Source organism: Tabrizicola piscis (assembly GCF_003940805.1).
In the GTDB taxonomy this organism is placed as follows: Bacteria; Pseudomonadota; Alphaproteobacteria; order Rhodobacterales; family Rhodobacteraceae; genus Tabrizicola; species Tabrizicola piscis.
In genome coordinates this window covers 251,034-269,798 of sequence record NZ_CP034328.1, presented here as the reverse complement: position 1 = coordinate 269,798, position 18,765 = coordinate 251,034, and the positions used below count along the sequence as shown (strand labels likewise).

Genomic DNA, 18,765 nt, shown 5'->3' with positions numbered 1-18,765 from the left:
CTGTGGCCTTTGCTCCCAACGGGCGATCAGGCCGTCCCTTGCGGGCGGCGGCGGCTGGCGGGGGTGGCAGGAAAGATCCGGGCGCGCATCACCTGCGCGCCCGGTCAGGTCGATCAGGCGGTGATCGACCACTTGTAGTGGTGATGCTCGAACGACGGGTGCATCTCGACGTTCACCCCTTCCTTCGCGTGCCGGAACAGCGACCGCGAGAACGGGTTGATGATGTAGCCTTCGTCCTGCAGGATTTTCTCCAGCGTCACCATCACTTCACGCCGGGCATCGGCGTCGGCCAGGGCCAGCGCTGCCGCCATCGCCGCGTCAAACTCGGCGTTGGCCATGCCCGTCTCGTTCCACGAACCGGTCGAGGTGTAAGCCAGCGACATGTTCTGCACCGCCAGCGGGCGGTGGTTCCAGGTGGTGGAGGAGAAGGGATACTTCTGCCAGTCGTTCCAGAAGGTCGACCCCGGCATGACCGTGTGCTTGATGTTCATGCCCGCGTCTTTCAGCTGCGCCTGAATGGCGGCAGTGGTCGACGCTTCCCAGCCATCGTCAAGCGAGATCAGCTCGAACTCGGCATCCTTCAGGCCAGCCGCTTCCAGCGCCGGGACCAGACCCGCCGCGTTGATCGTCTGGGGCGGCAGTTCGGCATATTCCGGGTGGATCGGGAAGGCGTGGTGGTTTTCGCCGGTCCGGCCCAGATTGTTGTAGCCAAGCTCCAGCACGACCGCCGGATCGACGGCCAGCTGCACGGCCTGACGCACGGCCTTTTCCTTGTAAAGCTCGCTTGTGGCCGAGTTCATCCGCGCGACGATGGTCGATGCGGTGACAACCTCCAGCTTCTGCCAGCCCAGAGTGTCAAGCTGGTCGATGAAGTCGCCGGTGGTCTCATAGTTGCAGTCGATCTCGTCCGAAGCGGCAAGGTTCACCATGGTCGACGGGTCGGTGCCGAAGTCGATGTAGTGAATCTCATCCAAGGGCGCAGTGCCACCCCACCAGGTGTGGTTCGGCGCGCGCACCAGCACGGCCTTCTGGCCGACCGACACTTCCTGCGGAACGTAAGGTCCGGTACCGATCGGGTTGACCGACGGATCTTCGCCGTCCTGGAAGCTGGAGTGGACAACAGCCGCCGGATAGTCGGCCAGGTTCGGGACCACAGCCACGTCCGAGGCGGACAGGTTCAGCTGCACGGTCATGTCGTCGACCTTGACGACGGCACCTTCGCGCAGGGTCTTGGTCGCTTCGTCCACCAGACCGGGGAAGCGGCTGGCCATCGCGTTGCCTTCGACATTGCCGTCAGCCCAGCGGGCGAAGTTGCGCACCACGTCATCGGCGGTGAACGCGTCGCCATTGTTCCAGGTCACGCCGGGGCGAACCTTCAGCGTGTACTGGGTGGCGTCGGCATTGGCTTCCCAGCTTTCCAGGAGGCGGCCTTCGAAAGTGCCGTCGGCGTTGTACTGGATGAGATACTCCAGCCAGCCGCGGTAGACGTTGGCGATATGCGGCCAGTCGGCCAGCCGCGGGTCCTTGGTGCCCTTCACTTCCATGCCGCAGCGGACGATGCCGCCGGTGGCATGGGCTTCGGCTTTCACCGGCGACTGCAGGCCGATCAGGCCATAGGCCGCGGCGGCAGACACGCCAAGCGCAGTGGTGCGCGTCAGAAACTCACGGCGGCTGATCTTGCCGGCCGAAAAGTCATCGACGTGCATCGAGGCTGCCGGGTGCAATGCGGCAGCGCGGTTCGTTTCAGTCATTGTCGTCTCCCTGTCAGGCATTTTGTTAAGACTTTTTGTTCTTGGTTTTGGCAGCGCCGACCCCAAGGTCGAACAAGGGGCGGCACTGCCGCAACCTCTATCAGACCTTCGCGCCAAAAGCGCGCCCCCGGGGCCCATTGCGCAACTTTTTTGCCCCGACGTCAACGGTTGCTTTCGTCACATGGTCGCGCATTTGCGACATTGACTGGTCGAAAACGTACGGATTGAGGTCGAATTTGGCCCGTCAGATCGCACGGCGGAAGGCCGATGGCGACTTGCCCGTAAGGTGCTGGAAGGCGCGGGTGAAATACGCGGGCGAATTGAAGCCCAATTGTTCAGCAATTCGCCCGACCGGAATGCGAGTCTCGGTCAAAAGCTTGCGCGCTTCGAAGATGCGGCGATCCTGCAGCAGGGCGCTCGCCGGGCGGCCGCAGGCGGCGTTGCAGCAGCGCGTCAGGTGGGTCGGGGTCACCCCCAAGGCGGCGGCGAAATCCGCCACACCCATGCCGCTGCGGAAGTTCCGCTCCAGCAGCGCGGTGTAGCGCGCGACCAGCCGCCGCGTGGCATCGGGGCGCGCGACATCGGGTTCTGCCTTGCGCGCCTGCCGTTCCAGCCACACTCCCAGAAGCCCGACGTAATGCCGGGTGGCCCGCTCATGGGCCGGGGTGTCGCTTTCAATCTCGCGCTGGATGGCATCCAGCAGGATGTTCACCTCTTGCTGGGCGTGAACTTCGCGGATGCGCAGATGCAGCGGGGTCTTTGGCAGGACGATATCCGTATCGCGCCCGAAGAACACCGCCGTGCCGAAAACTTGCGGCCCGGCTTCGAACCCATGCATCACGCCCGCAGGGATGAAGATGGCGTTATGGGCGGTGTAGCCGCGTGTGACACCGGAAATGGTGATCCGACCCTGACCCTTGGTGAACCAAAGGAGGCAGGGCTCCGAAATCGACCGCATCGCTTCAACCCGCCAGCGGCCACCCGCCGCAAGACGCGGAATGGCAACAAGCCGGGACGGTGAAGGCGGCGTGGCAACGGTCATGGCAGCGGATGATCCGGGATATGCGGGCAACGCCCAAAGTAAAGCAGGCACGGCAGCGCAACCCAAGCAAAATCGGCACTGAGGCCCGGAAGTTACCCCCCGATGTTGCAATTTTCTGTGCATAAGTCTGTGGACAGGCCGAAATCCGCACGAACTTCGCCCGCCAAGCCCCCGTCAGGGCAAGGAAAGCTGCCGCCAGCCCGCCATGTTCGATCTGAACCAGGTGCGCTGACGCTTTGCATATTGTCGGCTGGCCAGCGTGGCGGCGGCAATGGCCGCCTCAAGGCTGATTTCCCCCTTGAGGTAGGTAATCAGCTCGGGCCCGCCAATGGCGCGCGACGATGGGCGCGCAGGGTCCCAGTCGGCAAGGTTGTCCCGCGCTTCTTCCAGCGCCCCGTCGGCGATCATGGCGGCAAATCGGCGGTCGATGCGATCGTTCAACCAGCCGGTTTCCGGTGCAAGGACAACGGCTTCCGCATGCTCCACCGGCAAAAGCGGCGCAGGCGTCTCCTCCTGCCACGAGGCCAGTCCCCGCCCGGTCGTGCGCATCACCTCCCAGGCCCGCTGGACGCGGGCACCGTTCAGCGGATCGATCCGCGCCACGGTTGCGGCATCAAGCTCGGCCAACAGCGCCCGGCGCCCTTCGGCCTGCATCCGGGCATCCGCCTCCGCGCGTATGGGCGGCGGGGTTGCGGGGATGTCGGCAAGCCCACGGGTCAAGGCATTGAAATTCAGCCCCGTTCCCCCCACGATCACCACCGGGCGGTCCAAAAGCGGCGCCACCTCGCGCAGCCAGTGGCCAACCGAATAGGGTTCGTGCCGCCCGACATGCCCGTAAAGCGCATGGGGCAGCGCCGCCTCATCCGCGACGGTGGGCCGGGCCGTCAGGACCCGCCAGTTGTCATAGACCTGCAACGCGTCGGCATTGACGATCAGCCGTCCATCCCGCGCTGCAATCTCCATCGCAAGGCCAGACTTGCCGCTGGCCGTCGGTCCCGCAATCAGCACGGCCCTGTCGCGGGAAATCGCGCCCAGTTTCATCTTTGTCCAAATATCCCGGGGGTGCGGGGGCTTGCCCCCGCTCCAGCCGATGTCACAGGTTGAACCTTCCGCCGTTTTGCGACATTTTGCGTCACAGTCCAATGACAAAACGATATGCAGGGGGTGCCATGTCCAAAACAGCCACCGACACGGGGGCGGCAGTCACCTACAGCCGCGTGATGCTCAAGATCTCGGGCGAGGCGCTGATGGGGGATCAGGGCTTTGGCCTGCATCCGCCCACCGTCGCCCGCATCGCGCAAGAGGTGAAATCCGTCCGCGACCTTGGGGTCGAGATCTGCATGGTGATTGGCGGCGGCAATATTTTCCGGGGCTTGCAAGGCAGCGCCCAGGGGATGGAACGCACCACCGCCGATTACATGGGCATGCTTGCCACCGTGATGAACGCCCTCGCGATGCAGTCCGCGCTCGAGGAGATCGGCGTGTTCACCCGGGTCATCAGCGCCATTCCGATGGATCAGGTTTGTGAACCCTACATCCGCCGCCGCGCCGTCCGGCATCTTGAAAAAAAGCGGGTTTGCATCTTCGCTGCCGGCACGGGAAACCCGTATTTCACCACCGACACCGCAGCCACCCTGCGCGCGTCCGAGATGGCCTGTCAGGCGATCTTCAAGGGCACCAAGGTCGATGGCGTCTATGACAAGGACCCCAAGAAGCACGCCGATGCAAAGCGTTATACGAACGTGACCTATGATGAGGTGCTGGAAAAGCACCTCGGGGTGATGGACGCCACCGCCATCGCGCTGGCCCGCGACAATGACCTGCCGATCATCGTCTTCTCGCTGGACGAACCCGGCGGCTTTCGGGGGATTCTGGCGGGTGAGGGGACCTATACAAGGGTGCAGGGCTGACCCCGGCCCCACGCCAATCATGCGCCAAAGCCGCCTACGCACTGCGAATCGGGGCGATTTCCTGCCCCAGACCGGCCAATCGGGGTTCAAAGGCCTGCGGCTTTGGCCTATACCCCCGACCCGCGCCTCTGCTATAGAGCCGAAAACCGCAACCCTGACGGGATGACCCATCCCCCGGGGGCGGGCTGAAGTGAAGGAACCGTTGTCCATGGCAAATGACGAGCTTGAAATCGACACCGACGACCTGCAGCGCCGGATGGATGGCGCGATGAACGCGCTCAAGACCGAATTCGCCTCGCTTCGCACTGGCCGCGCCTCGGCGTCGATCGTCGAGCCGATCCAGGTCGAAGCCTATGGCCAGATGACCCCGATCAACCAGCTTGGCACGGTGAACGTCCCCGAACCCCGGATGGTGGTGATCAACGTCTGGGACAAGGCGATGATCTCGAAGGTGGAAAAGGCGATCCGCGAAAGCGGCATCGGCATCAACCCGGTCACCGATGGCCCCCTGATCCGCCTGCCGATCCCCGAACTGAACGAAGAGCGCCGCAAGCAGCTCAGCAAGGTCGCCGCGACCTATGCCGAAAACGCCAAGGTCGCGATCCGCAACGTCCGGCGTGACGGGATGGACCAGATCAAGAAGGCCAAGTCCGCCGGGATGAGCGAAGACGACCAGAAGATGTGGTCCGAGGAAGTGCAGGATCTGACCGACAAGGCAATTGCCGCCGTTGACCGGGTGCTGGAAGCCAAGCAGCAGGAAATCATGCAGGTCTGACCGGGAGGTCTGGCAGGAGGGGCGGCCGAAGTGTCGAAAGACTTGCAGATCGGGACGGCTCTGCGGCCGGTCAATCATCTGGCGATCATCATGGATGGCAATGGCCGCTGGGCCACCAACCGCGGCTGGCCGCGCCTTGTGGGCCACCGACGCGGTGCCGAACGGGTCCGCGAAATCGTCAAGGCCGCGCCTGATCTTGGGATCAAGTGGCTGACGCTATACGCGTTCTCGACCGAAAACTGGAAACGCTCCACCGAGGAAGTCCTTGGCCTCATGGCCATCTTCGCCCGCTATATCGAGCGTGAGGCGGATCGGCTGGCCAAGGCGGGCGTCCGGATGCGCTTCATCGGCGAACGCGGGCGGCTGGACCCCAAGTTGCAGCGCCTGATGGCCGGGATCGAGGCGCGCACCGCCGGGTGTGACCGGCTGAACCTGACTGTGGCGGTCAATTACGGCGGCCGGGATGAGATTTTCCGCGCCGCCCGCCGCGTGGCCGACGAAGTGGCGGCAGGCCTTCTGGACCCCGCCCATCTGACCGAAGCGGCCTTCGCCGAACGGCTGGACACCGGCGGTCTGCCCGACCCTGACCTTGTCATCCGCACCAGCGGAGAGACTCGGACGTCGAATTTCCTGCCGTGGCAGGCGGCCTATGCCGAATATGAATTCACCGGCACGCTCTGGCCCGATTTCACCCCGGATGAGCTTGCGGGCATCATCCAGCGCTTCTCCAACCGCGAACGGCGGTTCGGCGGGGTTGGAGTATGACCGTCGACGACCCGGTGCCGGACACCGATGCAACCGCCAAGGCGGCGGAGCAAGCGGCAGAGCAAGCAGAGCAAGCGGTCGAACAGGCGGAACAGGCTGCGGCAGACCCCACGGTCACGACCATCCCGCCGGGCCGTCCGGTTGGCCGGTGGGCGGACCTGCGCAAACGGGTCGTGTCGGCCGTGGTGCTGATCGCGGTTGGCGGGGCGGAAATCTGGCTGGGTGGGCCGTCCTTTGCGCTGCTGGTGGTGCTTTTGACCGGCGCGATGGTCTGGGAACTGACCAGGATCACTGCGCCCGGCCATGAGAATACGCCCCTCGGGCTGGCCGCTCTGGCCTGCGTCAGCCTTGGTGTCACGCTGGTCTTTCCCGATCCGGTCACCGCGGCCTTCCTGCTGGCACCCGCCCTTGCCATCGCCCTGACTGACCGGCGCGACCGCAGGCTTACCAGCCTTTATTCGGTCGCCATCATGGTCGCGGGCTATGGCCTGATCGACCTGCGCATGACGGCGGGTACCCCGGTGATCCTGTGGCTGGTGCTGATCGTCGTCGCGTCGGACGTGCTGGGCTATTTCGTCGGCCGTGTGGTTGGCGGGCCGAAGTTCTGGCCCGCCGTCAGCCCCAAAAAGACGTGGAGCGGCACTTTGGCCGGCTGGGTCGGGGCGGCGGTAGTAGGGGGCGCGTTCGTCCTTGCCGGCTATGGCACGATCTGGCTGGTGCCGCTGTCGGTGCTGATCGGCTTTGCCGGGCAGATGGGCGATGTCTGGGAAAGCTGGATCAAGCGGCGCTGCGGGGTCAAGGATGCCTCGACCCTGATCCCCGGGCATGGCGGTGTGCTGGACCGGTTTGATGCGCTGATCGGGGCGATTGTCGTCTTGATCCTGCTGGGCCTGATCCTTGATCTGCCGTTGCCCATGGCGGTGGCGGGCTGATGCGCAGCATCTCGATTTTCGGGGCCACGGGGTCGGTCGGCGAACAGACGGTGGACCTGATCCAGCGCGCGGGCGGGGCAGGGGCCTTTCGCGTGGTCGCCCTGACCGGGGGCCGCAACCTTGCCCGACTGGCCGACATGGCGCGCAGCCTGCATGCGGAACTTGCCGTCTGCGCCGACCCTGCCGATCTGCCCGCCTTGCGTGACCTTCTGGCCGACACCACCACCGAAACCGCCGCGGGGCCTGAGGCAATCGCCGAGGCCGCCGACCGCCCCGCCGATTGGGTGATGAGCGCGATCGTCGGTGCCGCAGGCCTTGTCCCCGGCTTTCGCGCCCTGCGGCACGGGCGGACGCTGGCGCTTGCCAACAAGGAAAGCCTCGTCACCGCCGGGCCGCTTCTCTTGGCCGAGGCTGCCAAGCACAAAGCCACCATCCTGCCGGTGGACAGCGAACACTCCGCCATCTTCCAGGCCCTGACCGGCGAAGACATCACCTGCGTCGAACGCATCATCCTGACAGCCTCAGGCGGTGCGTTGCGCGACTGGCCGCTGGAGGCACTGGCGAAAGCCACGGTGAAAGAGGCGCTGGCCCATCCGAACTGGGCCATGGGCCAGCGGATCACCATCGATTCGGCCAGCATGTTCAACAAGGCGCTCGAGGTGATCGAGACGCGCGAATTCTTCGGTGTGACGCCGGATCAGGTCGAGGTCATCATCCACCCCGAATCGCTGATCCATTCCATGGTCGGTTTTCATGACGGGGCGATCATGGCGCATCTCGGCGCGCCCGACATGCGCCATCCCATCGGCTATGCGCTGAACTGGCCCGCGCGCGATGCCTTGCCGGTGGCGCGGCTGGACCTTGCCCAGGTCTCCACCCTGACCTTCCGCGCGCCCGATCTGGCCCGCTACCCGGCGCTACGCCTTGCGCGCGAGGTGATGGCCCGCCGTGGCCTTGCCGGGGCCGCCTTCAACGCGGCCAAGGAAATCGCGCTGGACCATTTCCTTGCCGGCGGCATCGGCTTCATGGACATGGCGGGGGTCGTCGAAGACACGCTGACGGCGCTTGATCCGGAAATGGGCGCATCAAATCTGCCTGAAGCCCTTGAGGATGTGCTGGGAATGGACCATCTGGCACGGGTAAGGGCGGGCGAAATCGCACGCGCAAGGGCAGGGGGCCGCTGACGGCATGGAAATCTTCGCAGCCATTGGTGGCACTGCCTGGACGGTGTTCTTCTTCATCGTCGCCCTGTCGATCATCGTTTTCGTCCACGAATACGGCCATTACATCGTCGGCCGCTGGTCCGGCATCCATGCCGAAGTGTTCTCCGTCGGCTTCGGCCCCGTGCTGTGGAGCCGCCTCGACAAGCGCGGCACCCGCTGGCAAATCGCCGCGATCCCCTTCGGCGGCTACGTCAAGTTCCTGGGCGATGCCGATGCAACGTCAGTCCAGCACGGCGACGTCTCGGGCCTGTCGGCCGAAGAACGCCGCCACACGATGACCGGCGCCCCCCTCTGGGCGCGGTCGGCCACGGTGGCCGCGGGGCCGGTCGCGAATTTCATCCTGACCTTCGTGCTGCTGGCGGGCATCCTCTTGGTGCTTGGCATCCCGCGCGAAGAACCCACCGTCGGCACCATGCGCGACTTTCCCCACGAAGGCCCGACCCTGCTGGAAGGCGACGTGATCCTTGCCATCCAGGGCCAGCCCACCCCCGACCGCGAGACGTTTGGCACCGTGGTCAGCGACCTGCCCAACCAGCGCACCATGTCCTATACCGTGCGCCGCGGCACGGATGAGCTTGTGGTGGAAGGCCCGCACCCCTTTGCTCCGGTGGTGGGTGAGGTCATCATCCGCTCCGCCGCTATGGACGCGGGCCTGCAGTCCGGCGACGTGATCCTGCGCGCGGCAGGGCAGGATGTCACCGCCTTCAGCCAGCTTCCCGAAATCGTCGCCGCCAGCAAGGGCGACCCCGTCCCGCTGACCATCTGGCGCGATGGCGAGGCGTTTGACCTGACCCTCACCCCCCGCATCCGCACCGTCGAGGATGAGACGGGCACTTTCGTCGAACGCTACCAGATCGGCATCGTCGCTGGCCTCGCCTTCGAACCCGCGACCCGCGCCACCGGCCCGGTTGAGACCATCACCCTTGCCGCCGGGCAGATGTGGCGCATGGCGACGGGCACGCTGAACGGCCTTGGCCTGATGATCAGCGGTGCGATCAGCACCTGCAACCTCACGGGCGCGATCGGCATGGCCGAAACCATGGGCGACGCTGCGCGCAACGGCGCGGAAAGCTTCATAGGCATGATGGCGGTGCTGTCGCTGGGGATTGGCATCCTGAACCTCTTCCCGATTCCGGTGCTCGATGGCGGCCATCTGGTGTTCCACGCCTATGAGGCGGTGACGCGCCGCCCCCCGTCGGACCGCGCCCTTCGGGTGATGATGACCGTGGGATTGTCGCTGGTCATCGGCCTGATGGTCTTTGCGCTCAGCCGCGATCTGATCTGCGTCTGATTGTGCAAGGTGGGCAAAGCCAGACCTGCGGCTTCGCGCCCAGAACCACAAGATGTGGGAAAGTTATCCACAAGGACCGCAGGCTTTTGACAAAGCTTGGCTTTCCCGGTAGTCAACCTGAAACGGCACAGATCGACGAGGACAGAAGATGCAAGGGACCTTCCGCATGACCAAAGGACGGTCTTCCACGGCTGCCGCACGGGCACGATTGCTGGCTACAGCGGTTTTCCTCGGTGCCGCAACGGTTTCAGCGCCGTTCCTGACCCCGGCCTTCGCGCAGAGCTTTTCTTTTTCGAACGTCGTTGTCGAAGGCAACGTCCGAGTCGACCCCGCAACAATCCTGTCCTACGCCGGAATCAGTCGCGGTGAAGAGGTTTCCGCCGCCGCCCTGAACGACGCGTATCAGCGCATCGCCAACTCCGGTCTGTTCGAAACGGTGGAGGTTGTGCCGCAGGGGTCCACCCTGATCATCCGGGTCGCGGAATTCCCGATCGTCAATATCATCAACTTCGAAGGCAACCGCCGCCTCAAGGACGAAGAACTGGCCGCGTTGGTCCAGTCGCAGGCCCGTCGGGTCTATTCGCCCAGCACCGCCGAATCCGACGCAGCGGCCATTGCCGAACTGTACCGCGTTCAGGGCCGGATGGCCGCAACCGTCACCCCCAAGATCATCCGTCGGACTGACAACCGTGTCGACCTTGTCTTTGAGGTGACCGAAGGCCGCGTTGTTGAAATCGAGCGTCTGTCGTTTGTCGGCAACCGCGCCTTCAGCGATCGCCGTCTGCGTCAGGTGCTGGAAACGAAACAGGCCGGCTTCCTGCGCACCTTCATCCGGCGCGACACTTTCGTTGCCGAACGTCTGGAACTCGACAAGAAAGTGCTGACGGATTTCTATCTGTCGCGCGGCTATATCGACTTTCAGGTGCTTGACGCCGGGGCCGAGGTCAGCCGCGAGCGGGACGCGACATTCGTCACCTTCACCGTGCGCGAAGGCCTGCCCTACAGCATTGGCAACGTGACAACGGTTTCGGAAATCGAAGGCGTTGATGCGGCCGAATTTGCCGATGTCCAGCGCATCCGCACTGGTCAGACCTACACGCCGCTTCTGATCGACAACAACATTACCCGGATGGAAAATCTGGCCCTGAAGAAGGGCCTGAACTTCGTCCGCATCGAACCGCGCATCACCCGCAATGATCGCGGCCAGATGGTCAACGTCGAATTTGCCATCGTCCGGGGCGAACGCGTGTTCGTCGAACGGATCGACATTGAAGGCAACGCCACCACGCTGGATCAGGTGATCCGCCGCCAGTTCCGCACGGTCGAAGGCGATCCCTTCAACCCGCGCGAAATCCGCCAGTCGGCCGAACGCATCCGCGCGCTTGGCTTCTTCTCGGACGCGCAAGTCAACGCCGAGCCGGGGTCGGGCCCGGATCAGGTCGTCGTGAACGTCGATGTCGAGGAACAGCCGACCGGGTCGCTCAGCTTTGGTCTGACCTATTCGGTGAACAGTGGCACCGGTGTGAACGTCGCCTTTTCCGAAGCGAACTTCCTTGGGCGCGGGCAGCGACTGGGGCTGTCGCTCAACGTCGGGACCGACAACCAGAATTCGTCGTTCAACTTTACCGAACCGGCCTTGCTGGGCCGCGATCTCAGCTTTTCGGTCGGGGCCTACTACCGGACCTCGGACAACCAGAATGCGTCCTATGATACCCGCAATATCGGGTTCACCACGGGGATCGGCTTCCCCTTGGGCGAGCTGTCCAATCTGGACCTCCGCTTCCGGCTGTCGGAAGACAAGATTTCAAACTACGACGGTGACTCGCCGATCCTGATCGCCGAATCCGATCGTGGGGCGCTGCGCACCGTTTCGCTTGGCTACAACTATGAATACGATACCCGGGTGTCCGGGCTGAACCCCAACGGCGGGATCCTGCTGCGCTTTGGCCAGGATTTCGCAGGGCTGGGCGGCGATACCGAATATATCGAAACCACGGCTCTGGCCTTGGCCGAAACCCGCATCCTCAACGAGGAAGTCACCCTCCGCGCCGTTTTCGAAGGTGGGGCGATCACGTCGCTGGGCGGCAATATCAGCCGGGTGACCGAACGCTACTTCGGCAACAGCAAGATTCGCGGCTTCGAAGCCAACGGGATCGGTCCGCGTGATCTTGGGGCGGCCGATCAGGACGCGCTTGGCGGGAACATGTTCGCCGTCGCCCGGTTCGAGGCGGATTTCCCGCTTGGCCTGCCAGAAGAATACGGGATCACCGGCGGGGCCTTCCTTGACATCGGCTCGGTCTGGAGCCTCGACAACACTGCCGGCATCGGCACTGTGGATGACAGCTTCATTCCGCGTGCCACCGTCGGGTTCTCGGTCTTCTGGACAACGCCGATCGGGCCGTTGCGGTTCAACTTCAGCCACGCGCTGAAGAAGGAAGATTACGACAAGGAACAATCGTTCGACCTGACCATCTCGACGCAGTTCTGACATGGGCGTCGGCGGGTGTCTGCGGCGCCTAGTCCGTGGGTCAATGCCCCTGGTCGGCGTGCTGTGCCTGCTGACCGGGTTTGCACTGGCCCAGGACACGCCTGACGCTGAGGCGCAGCCCTTGCCAGACACGCAGCCAGTGCCAGAGGCGCGCACCGTGGTCGGGACAATGGTGCTGACCATAGAGCAGGACCGTTTCTTCACCGAATCGGCCTTTGGCAAAGCCAGCCTTGCCCGGGAACGCGAAGCCTCCCAGGCACTCGACGTTGAGAACAAGCAGATCGAGGCTGCCCTGATCGCCGAAGAACAGGACCTGACCACCCGTCGCGAAACGCTGCCCGCCGATGAATTCGCAGCCCTCGCCAGTGCCTTTGATGCCAAGGTCGAACGCATCCGCGACGAACAGGACGCGAAGGTGCGGGATCTTTCGCGGGCGCGAGACGCGGACCGTCAGGCCTTCCTGCGCGCCGCTGTACCCGTGCTGGGTGACCTGATGGGTGAAAAGGGCGCCGTGGCCATTCTGGAAAAATCCAGCGTCATCCTGTCGCTGACCGCCATCGACGTCACCGACGAAGCCATCGCGCGGGTCGATGCCGTGCTGCCTTTGGGCACCACACCTCCCCCTGCGCCCTGAACGCGCCCGCGCCAACTTGTCACCCGCTGGCCGAGTTGGTAGCAAAAGCCAAGGGAACGCGCCGCCGTTCCACCAGCTTATGAGGTATGACCATGGATGCAGCCGCCCAGCCAGCCGCCACAACGGCACCCACGACGGCCGATCTTGACCTGATCCAGCGGATCATCCCGCATCGCTACCCGTTTCTCTTGATCGACAAGGTGCGCGACATCGTGCTGAACGAAGGCTGCGTCGGCATCAAATGCATCACCCTGAACGAACCGCAGTTCCAGGGCCACTTCCCTGGCATGCCGATCTTTCCCGGCGTCATGATCATCGAGGCCATGGCCCAGACCTCCGGCATCCTCGTCGGCCTCTCCATGGACCTCGTCGACAAGAACGCCAAGGTGTTCTTCATGGGCGTCGATGGCGTCAAGTTCCGCCGCAAGGTCGTGCCCGGCGATGTGCTGGAGCTGCACGTCAAAGCCCTCCGCGGCGGCGGACGGGTCTGGAAATTCGAAGGCCGCGCCATGGTCGAGGGCGAACTGGCCTGCGAGGCGACCTTCATGGCGATGTTTGACGTTCCCAAGGCATGACCGCCCCCCGCATCCACCCCTCGGCCGTCGTCGACCCCGCCGCCACCATTGGCGAAGGCTGCGACATCGGCCCCTTCTGCCTGATCGGCCCCGAAGTCACCCTGCACGCCCGCGTCACCGTGAAATCCCACGCCGTCATCACCGGCTGGACCGAGGTGGGTGAAGACACGACGATCTTCCCCTTCGCCACCGTGGGTGAGGTTCCGCAAGACCTGAAATACGCCGGTGAACACACCCGTCTGGTTATCGGCAAACGCTGCCGCATCCGCGAGGGGGCCACGCTCAACACCGGCACCGAAGGTGGTGGCGGCATCACCCGCGTCGGTGATGACGTCCTGATCATGACCGGCGCCCATGTCGGGCATGATTCCCAGATTGGTGACCGGGTGATCCTTGTGAACCACGTCGCCATCGCCGGGCATTGCGTGCTGGGCGATGACGTCATTGTCGGCGGCCTTTCTGGCGTCCACCAATGGGTGCGCATCGGGCAGGGGGCCATCATCGGCGCGGTGACCATGGTCACCAACGATGTCATCCCCTACGGCCTCGTCCAGGCCCCGAGGGGTGAGCTTGACGGCCTGAACCTCGTCGGTCTCAAACGCCGTGGCGTCGACCGCGCCGGGATCACCGCCCTGCGCGCCGCCTTCCAGACCCTTGCGCAGGAAGACGGCAGCTTTCAGGACCGCGCCCGCAAACTGGCCGAGGAAAGCGACAACCCCCTCGTGCGCGAGATTGCCGATTTCATCCTGACCAAATCCGACCGTAGCTTCCTGACCCCGAAGGGCGGCCGGTGACCGTCGCCCTGATCGCTGGTCGGGGTGGTCTTCCCCTTGCCCTGACGCAGGCCATGTCCCCGCAGCCCCTTGTCGCCGCGATGGAAGGCTTCACCCCCGAAGGCCTTGCCGTTGATCTCCCGTTCCGGGTCGAACGTCTGATGCCCTTCCTGCACAGCCTGCAAGACCGTGGCGTGACGACCGTGGTCTTTGCCGGTGCCGTCACCCGCCCAAGGCTTGATCCGGCCCTTCTTGACCCTGCCACCGCCGCCATGCTTCCCCGGCTGATGCAGGCCATGGCCGCTGGCGACGACGCCACCCTGCGCGCCGTGATCGACATCTTCACCGAAAGCGGTTTTGCCGTCGCCGGTGTGGCGGATGTGGCCCCGTCACTGCTTCCCGCCGCTGGCCTGCTTGCAGGCACGCTGACTGACCGCGATCAGGCCGACGCCACCCGCGCCGCTGCCATCGTCGCCGCCCTCGGCGCAGTGGATGTGGGGCAGGGGGCAGTCGTCGCCCAAGGCCTTTGTCTGGCGGTTGAGGCGCTGCCCGGCACCGACGCCATGCTTGCCGCTGTCGCCGCCTTGCCCCCACAGCTCCGCCCCGATCCGGCGCGGGGCCGGGGTCTGTTCTACAAGGCCAGCAAGCCCGGGCAAGACCGGCGCATCGACCTGCCCACCCTCGGCCCCGATACCCTCCGCGCCGTGGCCGCTGCGGGCCTTGGCGGGGTCGCCTTCGAAGCGGGCGGGGTGATCTGCCTCAACCTGCCTGACATGCAGCGCCTTGCCGCGGACCTTGGCCTGTTCCTCTGGGCGCGCGGCTGATGCCTGCCGCCTTGTCCATTTTCTGTCTGCCCAAATATCCTCGGGGGGTAGGGCGCGCAGCGCCAAGGGGGGCAGACGGCCCCCCTTTCCCCGGCCACCGCATGAGGCTGCGGTGAAGATCTTCCTCATCGCGGGCGAACCCTCGGGTGACCGTCTGGGGGCGGCCCTGATGGCCGGTCTGAAGGACCTCACCCCCGGGATCACGTTCGACGGTATTGGCGGCCCCTTGATGCAGGCCGAAGGGCTGGAAAGCCTGTTCCCGATGGAAGAGCTGTCCATCATGGGCATCGCCGAGGTGCTGCCGAAGTATTTCCCGCTCAAGCGTCGGATTGCGCAGGCCGCCGAAGCCGCTCTGGCCTCAGGTGCTGCCGCCATGGTGACCATCGACAGCCCTGATTTCTGCCTGCGCGTGGCGAAGATCGTCAAGGCATCCCGGCCCGGCTTTCGCACCATCCACTATGTCGCCCCCTCGGTCTGGGCCTGGCGTCCCGGGCGCGCGGCGAAAATGGCGCGGGTCATTGACCACGTTCTCGCCCTCCTGCCGTTCGAGCCGCCCTATATGACCGCCGCCGGCATGACCTGCGATTTTGTGGGTCATCCGGTCGTGTCCGAACCGGTGGCCACAACAGCGCAGGCCGCCGCCTTCCGGCAGGCGCATGGCATCCGTCCCGACGCGCAGCTGATCGCTGCTCTTCCCGGGTCGCGCCGGTCGGAAATCACGCGCCTTGCCCGGCCCTTTGGCGAATCGCTGGCGGCCTTGGTGCCGCAGACCCGCGACCTGCGCGTCGTCGTGCCGACGCCTGCCCATCTTGAAGGCCATTTGCGCAGCCTGATCGCCGACTGGCCAGGCCAGCCGGTCATTCTGCCCGCCCCCGATGTGGCGACCCGGACCGCGGCCTTTGCCGCGGCGGATGTGGCGCTTGCCGCCTCGGGAACCGTGTCGTTGGAGCTTGCCGCCCAGATGTGCCCCATGGTCATCGCCTATGACATGGCACCGCTGACCCTGTGGCTGATGCGCCGCGCCGCGCTGATCGACACGGTGACGCTGGTCAATCTGGTGTCAGAGACTCGCGTCGTGCCCGAATTCATCGGCCCCGACTGCCGCGCCAGCGCCATCGCGCCGCGCCTGCTGGACCTGCTGGGCAAGGACAGCACCAGCCAGGACGCCGCCATGGCCCTGACGATGGACCGCCTTGGCCGTGGCGGGGAAGCCCCCGGCCTGCGCGCCGCGCGGTCGGTGCTCGCAGCCCTGCCGCGCTAGGGATTGCCGAAACTTCTGTACGACGGGCAGGCCCATCGCCTCTGTCATGGTGAACCATTCCTGAAAGGGGTGAGGCAAGCCCTTGATTTCACTGGATCGAAGGCCTGTCCCTGCCCGGGACAGGGCTCTACCCCTTCCAGATCCACCCGCCCCCGAACACCCGCCCTCCCTCGGGCGCGTAGAAGACACAAGCCTGCCCGGCGCTGACCCCATCCTCTGGCGCGATCAGCTCCACCTCAGCCGTGGTCGGCCCCGTCGGCCGGACAATCGCCCCCCGGGGTGGCCGGGTAGACCGGACCTTGACGTCCAGATGCCACGTCTCCTGCGAGGTGAAGGGCGCATCCCCCAGCCAGTTGATCTCTTTCAGCGGCACGATCCGGGTGGACAGCGCCTCTTTCGGCCCGACGATGACCCTGCGCAGCACCGGGTCCAGCTTCACCACATAAAGCGGCTCTTCCAACCCGCCGATCCCAAGGCCCTTCCGCTGCCCCACCGTGTAGTGGATCACCCCACGGTGCCCGCCCAGCACGCGGCCATCCAGATCCACAATCTCCCCCGGATCCGCCGCCCCGGGCCGCAGCTTCTCGATCACCGCCGCATAGTTGCCGTTCGGCACAAAGCAGATGTCCTGACTGTCCGGCTTGTCCGCCACCGGCAGCCCATACTTCGCCGCCAGCGCCCGGGTCTCGGCTTTCGAGGCCAGATGCCCAAGCGGAAACCGCAGATAGTCCAGCTGCTCCGGCGTGGTCGAGAACAGAAAGTAGCTCTGGTCCCGCGCAGGATCGGCGGCCTGATGCAATTCGGCCCCAAGCACGCCCATCTTGCGCTGGATATAGTGGCCCGTGGCCATGCAGTCCGCCTCAAGGTCCTTGGCGGTGGCCAAGAGGTCCTTGAACTTCACCCGTTCATTGCAGCGGATGCAGGGGACCGGGGTCGCACCCGCAAGGTAGGCGTCGGCGAATTCCTCGATCACGGCTTCGCGGAAGGTGTTTTCGTAGTCGAGGACATAGTGCGGAAACCCCATGGTTTCCGCCACACGCCGCGCATCGTGAATGTCGCGCCCCGCACAGCAGGCGCCCTTCTTGGCCAGTGCCGCCCCATGATCGTAAAGCTGCAGCGTCACGCCGACGACATCATAGCCCTCCTCGGCCAATTGGGCGGCCACAACACTGCTGTCGACGCCGCCGGACATGGCAACGACCACCCGCGTCTGGGACGGGGGCTTGGGCAGGCCAAGTGAGTTCAGCGGCAGGTCGCGCGGCATGGGTGCTGTCCAGATGTCTGAGATACCGGGCAATATATGAAAATGCGGTGCACTCTCAATCCCCTGTTTCAGGATTGATTAAGCCTGATACGCCAGATTACCGCAAAATGAATGGGGAAAGGCTGATGTTCCTGAAACGTGTCGAAGGACCAAGGCAGGTCACCTTGCCAGATGGCACCATCCTGTCGCGGGCCGATCTGCCGGCGCCGGACACGCGGCGCTGGGTCGCAAGCCGCAAGGCCGTGGTGGTCAAGGCCGTGATCTACGGTCTGATCACACAATCCGACGCGCTGGAACGCTACGCGCTGTCGGAAGAAGAATTTGCCCTGTGGCGGGCGGCAGTCGAACGCCATGGCGACAAGGGTCTGAAAGTCACCGCCATTCAAAAATTGCGACAACTTTAGATTGTTTCGTACTCCCGCTCAGGCAAAGTAACCGTCGGTTAACCATTGCCACCCAATGTCGTTAACGATGTGGGCAATGGAGCGGAGAATCCGAAAAATGCGCATCCTGCTTGTTGAAGACGACCCTACCACCTCGCGCAGCATTGAATTGATGCTGACCCACGCGAATCTCAACGTTTATTGCACCGATATGGGCGAAGACGGTGTCGATCTGGCGAAACTGTATGACTACGACCTGATTCTGCTGGACCTGAATCTTCCGGACATGAGCGGGCATGACGTGCTGCGCCAGATCCGCCAGGCCCGTGTGGAAACGCCGATCCTGATTCTGTCGGGTTCTGACGATACTGAAAGCAAGCTCAAGGGCTTCGGGTTCGGCGCGGATGACTATCTGACCAAACCTTTCCACCGCGAAGAGCTTGTGGCGCGTATCCACGCGATCATCCGGCGGTCCAAGGGCCATAGCCAGTCGGTGATCAAGACCGGGCGTGTCGCCGTCAATCTGGATGCAAAGACAGTCGATGTCGACGGCAAGACCGTGCATCTGACTGGCAAGGAATATCAGATGCTGGAATTGCTATCTTTGCGTAAGGGGACGACGCTGACGAAAGAAATGTTCCTGAATCATCTTTACGGCGGCATGGATGAACCGGAACTGAAGATCATTGACGTTTTCATCTGCAAACTGCGCAAGAAACTGGGCGAAGCGACGGGCGGCGCGAATTACATCGAAACCGTCTGGGGGCGGGGCTATGTGTTGCGCGATCCGGTGGGGACCACAGCGCCAAAGCTGGCTGCAAGCGCCTGACTTGTCCTGAACCCGCCGCACCCCTAAGGATTGGGCAAGGCGAAG

18 protein-coding genes are annotated in these 18,765 nt (G+C 64.5%); 14 read left to right on the top strand and 4 right to left on the bottom strand.

Annotation, left to right across the window (positions count from 1 at the left end):
- Positions 1-113 precede the first annotated feature (113 nt).
- From EI545_RS01240 to miaA, 3 genes are all read right to left on the bottom strand, one after another.
- Positions 114-1,751 (bottom strand): ABC transporter substrate-binding protein, encoded by a 1,638-nt coding sequence (locus tag EI545_RS01240; RefSeq protein ID WP_125323775.1) that lies wholly within the window; start codon positions 1,749-1,751, stop codon positions 114-116.
- Positions 1,752-1,995: 244 nt separating this feature from the next.
- Positions 1,996-2,793, bottom strand: coding sequence for an AraC family transcriptional regulator (locus EI545_RS01235; RefSeq protein ID WP_125323774.1), 798 nt, complete (start codon positions 2,791-2,793; stop codon positions 1,996-1,998).
- Positions 2,794-2,967: 174 nt separating this feature from the next.
- The gene (gene miaA, locus EI545_RS01230; protein WP_125323773.1) at positions 2,968-3,834 is read right to left on the bottom strand and encodes a tRNA (adenosine(37)-N6)-dimethylallyltransferase MiaA; all 867 of its coding nucleotides are present in this window, start codon (positions 3,832-3,834) and stop codon (positions 2,968-2,970) included.
- 128 nt (positions 3,835-3,962) lie between these two features.
- Between miaA and pyrH the strand changes: the two genes are divergently transcribed.
- The 12 genes from pyrH to lpxB all read left to right on the top strand — a co-directional run bounded on the left by pyrH (position 3,963) and on the right by lpxB (position 16,244).
- The gene (gene pyrH / locus EI545_RS01225) at positions 3,963-4,703 is read left to right on the top strand and encodes a UMP kinase (RefSeq protein WP_125323772.1); all 741 of its coding nucleotides are present in this window, start codon (positions 3,963-3,965) and stop codon (positions 4,701-4,703) included.
- A gap of 208 nt (positions 4,704-4,911) precedes the next feature.
- Entirely contained in the window at positions 4,912-5,478 is a 567-nt protein-coding gene (gene frr, locus EI545_RS01220; RefSeq protein ID WP_125323771.1) for a ribosome recycling factor, read from the top strand.
- Between the two features lie 90 nt (positions 5,479-5,568).
- Positions 5,569-6,243, top strand: coding sequence for a polyprenyl diphosphate synthase (gene uppS / locus EI545_RS01215; RefSeq protein ID WP_125327181.1), 675 nt, complete (start codon positions 5,569-5,571; stop codon positions 6,241-6,243).
- Entirely contained in the window at positions 6,240-7,175 is a 936-nt protein-coding gene (locus EI545_RS01210) for a phosphatidate cytidylyltransferase (protein WP_125323770.1), read from the top strand. The genes uppS and EI545_RS01210 overlap by 4 nt, the downstream gene beginning before the upstream one ends.
- Positions 7,175-8,359: a 1-deoxy-D-xylulose-5-phosphate reductoisomerase gene (gene dxr, locus EI545_RS01205; protein ID WP_125323769.1), complete on the top strand. Its 1,185-nt coding sequence runs from the start codon at positions 7,175-7,177 to the stop codon at positions 8,357-8,359. Before EI545_RS01210 ends, dxr begins: the two co-directional genes overlap by 1 nt.
- Before the next feature lie 4 nt (positions 8,360-8,363).
- A complete protein-coding gene (gene rseP / locus EI545_RS01200) occupies positions 8,364-9,689 on the top strand; it encodes an RIP metalloprotease RseP (RefSeq protein WP_125323768.1) in 1,326 nt (441 codons plus the stop codon).
- A 166-nt stretch (positions 9,690-9,855) separates the two neighbouring features.
- Positions 9,856-12,177 (top strand): outer membrane protein assembly factor BamA, encoded by a 2,322-nt coding sequence (gene bamA, locus EI545_RS01195; RefSeq protein ID WP_125323767.1) that lies wholly within the window; start codon positions 9,856-9,858, stop codon positions 12,175-12,177.
- A 43-nt stretch (positions 12,178-12,220) separates the two neighbouring features.
- Entirely contained in the window at positions 12,221-12,811 is a 591-nt protein-coding gene (locus tag EI545_RS01190; protein WP_164517177.1) for an OmpH/Skp family outer membrane protein, read from the top strand.
- A 92-nt stretch (positions 12,812-12,903) separates the two neighbouring features.
- Positions 12,904-13,386 (top strand): 3-hydroxyacyl-ACP dehydratase FabZ, encoded by a 483-nt coding sequence (gene fabZ / locus EI545_RS01185; protein WP_125323765.1) that lies wholly within the window; start codon positions 12,904-12,906, stop codon positions 13,384-13,386.
- Positions 13,383-14,180 carry an acyl-ACP--UDP-N-acetylglucosamine O-acyltransferase gene (gene lpxA / locus EI545_RS01180; protein ID WP_125323764.1) on the top strand — a complete coding sequence of 266 codons (798 nt, stop codon included), beginning with the start codon at positions 13,383-13,385 and terminating at the stop codon, positions 14,178-14,180. The genes fabZ and lpxA overlap by 4 nt, the downstream gene beginning before the upstream one ends.
- Positions 14,181-14,233: 53 nt before the next feature.
- Entirely contained in the window at positions 14,234-14,983 is a 750-nt protein-coding gene (locus EI545_RS01175) for an LpxI family protein (protein WP_125327180.1), read from the top strand.
- 112 nt (positions 14,984-15,095) lie between these two features.
- Complete coding sequence (gene lpxB / locus EI545_RS01170; protein ID WP_125323763.1) at positions 15,096-16,244, top strand: lipid-A-disaccharide synthase; 1,149 nt, start codon at positions 15,096-15,098, stop codon at positions 16,242-16,244.
- 127 nt (positions 16,245-16,371) lie between these two features.
- On the opposite strand, the gene mnmA is transcribed toward lpxB, so the two are convergent.
- Positions 16,372-17,508 carry a tRNA 2-thiouridine(34) synthase MnmA gene (gene mnmA / locus EI545_RS01165; RefSeq protein ID WP_125323762.1) on the bottom strand — a complete coding sequence of 379 codons (1,137 nt, stop codon included), beginning with the start codon at positions 17,506-17,508 and terminating at the stop codon, positions 16,372-16,374.
- Between the two features lie 125 nt (positions 17,509-17,633).
- Here mnmA and sciP point away from each other — a divergent pair, with 125 nt between their 5' ends.
- Together sciP and ctrA are read left to right on the top strand one after the other, a co-directional pair.
- On the top strand, positions 17,634-17,912 hold the full coding sequence (gene sciP / locus EI545_RS01160; protein WP_125323761.1) for a CtrA inhibitor SciP: 279 nt from the start codon (positions 17,634-17,636) through the stop codon (positions 17,910-17,912).
- 97 nt (positions 17,913-18,009) lie between these two features.
- A complete protein-coding gene (ctrA, locus tag EI545_RS01155; protein ID WP_125327179.1) occupies positions 18,010-18,720 on the top strand; it encodes a response regulator transcription factor CtrA in 711 nt (236 codons plus the stop codon).
- The last annotated feature ends 45 nt before the right edge of the window (positions 18,721-18,765 follow it).